This is a genomic window from Psychrobacter sp. A3, from assembly GCF_028823565.1.
GTDB classification, from domain to species: domain Bacteria; phylum Pseudomonadota; class Gammaproteobacteria; order Pseudomonadales; family Moraxellaceae; genus Psychrobacter; species Psychrobacter celer.
The window spans coordinates 1-3,284 of record NZ_JAPEHS010000136.1 but is presented as its reverse complement, the minus strand read 5'-3'; the positions used below and the strand labels follow the sequence as shown (position 1 = coordinate 3,284).

General features: G+C 47.4%; 3 protein-coding genes. 2 read left to right on the top strand and 1 reads right to left on the bottom strand.

Annotation, left to right across the window (positions count from 1 at the left end):
• Positions 1–82: 82 nt before the first annotated feature.
• On the bottom strand, positions 83–1,213 hold the full coding sequence (ttcA, locus tag NK638_RS12050; RefSeq protein WP_274633199.1) for a tRNA 2-thiocytidine(32) synthetase TtcA: 1,131 nt from the start codon (positions 1,211–1,213) through the stop codon (positions 83–85).
• Positions 1,214–1,671: 458 nt separating this feature from the next.
• On the opposite strand from ttcA, the gene queC reads away from it, so the two are divergent.
• Together queC and NK638_RS12040 are read left to right on the top strand one after the other, a co-directional pair.
• Positions 1,672–2,448, top strand: coding sequence for a 7-cyano-7-deazaguanine synthase QueC (queC, locus tag NK638_RS12045; protein WP_274633198.1), 777 nt, complete (start codon positions 1,672–1,674; stop codon positions 2,446–2,448).
• Positions 2,449–2,697: 249 nt separating this feature from the next.
• Positions 2,698–3,027: a hypothetical protein gene (locus tag NK638_RS12040; protein WP_105245104.1), complete on the top strand. Its 330-nt coding sequence runs from the start codon at positions 2,698–2,700 to the stop codon at positions 3,025–3,027.
• Positions 3,028–3,284: the final 257 nt, after the last annotated feature.

Below are 3,284 nucleotides of genomic sequence, written 5' to 3'. Positions count from 1 at the left end.
CTGTCAGTGCCATGGTTGAATGTTCAACACGCCCCAATGCGCTGGTTTTTTTCTGACACGAGTGTGAGTAAATCGGCTCTCTTTAAATCACAGGATTAATTGTTGGAATCTTCTGTGCGGTAGAGCGGCTGTCTGTGGGTTTCTCTGCTGGCGGTTTGCTGGCAAACTTAGGATTAAACGTTTGGCTCTCAGGTGCGGTAGGCAGACCAATATCGGCCAAGCTCTGAGTCTGCCCTGCTTGAATATTATCTCCCTCAAACAGGCGCTCCTCATTATCACGATCGAGGCTCAAGGTCTCAAAGTCAAACAACTCACGGTCGGCGAGCTGTGATGGTGCGACGTTTTGTATGGCCTTAAAAATAGACGCCAAACGCTGCGGATGGGCATCGTCCCACTCACGTAGCATGTCATTGATGATGGCACGCTGTAGATTGGTTTGACTGCCGCATAAGTTGCAAGGAATGATGGGGAACTCTTTGAGCTTGGCATACTCGATGATGTCTTTTTCTTCGACATAGGCCAGTGGACGAATGAGCAAGTTTTGCTTGTCATCACTGAGCAGTTTTGGTGGCATTGATTTTAGCGCGCCGCCATGAAAGAGGTTTAAAAAGAACGTCGCGAGCATATCGTCGCGATGATGGCCTAATGCGATTTTGGTCGCGCCTATTTGCTTGGCAAAACCATATAGCGAGCCGCGACGTAAGCGCGAACAAGCCGAACAATAAGTCTTGCCTTCTGGTACCACGCTTTTGACGATACTATAGGTATCCTTTTCTAAGATATAATGAGCGATGCCCTGCTCGTTCAGATAAGCGGGCAAAATATCCTCAGGATAGCCTGGCTGCTTTTGGTCCAGATTGACCGCCACAATGTCAAAGTGAATCGGCGCGATACGCTTGAGTAGCAGTAAGATATCTAGCAGGGTGTAGCTGTCTTTACCGCCTGAGACACATACCATCACCACATCGCCATCTTCGATCATATTAAAGTCACGAATCGCCCACGACACTTGGCGGCGCAGCTTTTTTTGTAGTTTGCGAAACGCCGCTGTTTGCGTAGGCTCCAACGTGCTACTGTCATCATCCGCGCTATTGTCAGCAGCATCTATGCTATCGTGCTCAGGGTACAAATTATCATTGCCCAAACCTGCATCGGCCGCTGTATCAACAAGCTCTGGCATGGCGTTTGGCGTGAATATGGTCGCTGCAGTCATAAGTTACTCAATATCTTTACTAAAATTATATGGCTATCATGAAGGGCAATCTATTCATCGGCAATTCGTTAAAGCCTGCGCTGACATAGATATCTTGGAAACTTTGGATACTTTGGATGCCCTAGGTGCCCTGACGGCTGCGATTATATCAAAGTTTGCTAACAGATTGAAAAGATGACGTTAATTTATCCGCGCAACTTGTCACAGGCGCGAGCGGTGGCTAGCTTTAGGCACGCATCATTAACAAGACGCCTGAAGGTTCTGTCAGGCAGGTGTTTTTGCTAAAATAGCCAGATAGCCTCCATCACTATGGTGTTAGTCTTTACTTTTGCTCATCACCATTGATAAGCTACTCACTATTTCTCCTATGGTGTTAGTCTTTACTTTTGCTCATCACCATTGATAAGCTACTCACTATTTCTCAACCAATAACAAATTAACCAATAACAGACGCCACTATGACTCACGCTACCTTGCCGCCCGCCTCCTCTTCTCAAGCTGCTGACGAGCCAGCCACAGATTTGCATCAGCAAAACGCCGTCGTACTACTATCAGGCGGACTTGATTCGGTAACCTGCTTGTATTGGGCCAAGGCACGCTACGCCTCGGTGACAGCGGTCAGCTTTAACTACGGACAACGCCACAACAGTGAGCTTGTCGCTGCAAAAGCCATCGCCAAAACTGCCAAGGTCAGCCACCGTATCATTGATATCGATATAGCGCAGTTGGGTGGTTCGTCTTTGACCGACCACAGTATGACGATCCCTGATGGCGCTACCGACACATTTCCCAATCAGCAGCACGATGAGGTCGATAATGACGCCATTCCCAATACTTATGTGCCCGCACGCAATACGATTTTTTTATCCTATGCGCTGGCCGTGGCCGAGGTGACCGATGCCAATCATATCGTCATTGGCGTCAGCTCCGTCGATTACTCAGGGTATCCAGATTGTCGCCCTGAGTATATCGCGGCCTTTGAACACATGGCCAACCTCGCGACCAAAGCGGGCGTAACCGGCCATCATTTGTCGATTCAGACACCGCTGCAGCAGCTGTCTAAAGCCAAAACCATCGAGCTTGGTCTATCATTGGGTGTCGATTATGCTCAGACGATTTCTTGCTACCGCGCAGATGCCAATGGCTTGGCTTGCGGTACATGTGATAGCTGCGCGCTGCGCCGCCAAGGGTTTGCCCAAGCAGGCGTCGTCGATCCTACCCGCTATCAGCCCTAAGCGCAGATAGCGCAGTTTTTGTAGGCGCGCAGCCCAACAATCAACATTTGCGAAACATTCGCTTGCATTAACACAGCATGTCATCATTGTATTTTGCGCCCTATCCTTGCTATGGTATGTGCGATTGCATTGATTGCAAGACATTAGTTACAAAACCTAAGTGACGATATCATCCGCGTATCGCTGTACCTTGATAACAGCGACGCACACCAAATTTATAAAACAAACGCCATCTGTAAGAGGATATTTATGAAGTTGTTGCCAGTATTACCCCTAGCCCTAGCTGCCATCTTTGCGTTGCCCCAAGCAAACGCGGCTGATATCAAGCAAGACAATATCAATACCTGTGTCAATGGCGCGGTCAAATATAAAGTCGCTGACAAAAGTACCGCCACCAAACTGTGCAATTGCACCATCGACGTCCGTAGCAACATGACCATCGGTCAAATGTGGGAAATCGAAAGCTACGCACAGAATAAAAAAGACCCTTCCAATCTGCCATATGTCAAAAAAATGCAAAAAGACTTACAGCAATGCACAGTCGGTCTAGACCTCAAGCAGCCACAAAAACCTGCTTAAGATAACGGGTGCACGATGTACAAAAGACTGGTCATTGCCAGTCTTTTTTGTTGAGGATAAATAGACAAAGTGTAAAACTGATTATTCATTTTTGCTAATCTGCTTATAATAAGAATACGATAACGCTGATAAAGCTCGCTATACTTGCGATGTATACTATACAAACCATCTATAGTCGATACACTCTAAAAATGTCATAGCACTACTGGGATGCTGTTTTTAAATGTAGGTTGCGCAGCCTCTGGGAACGCAGCACG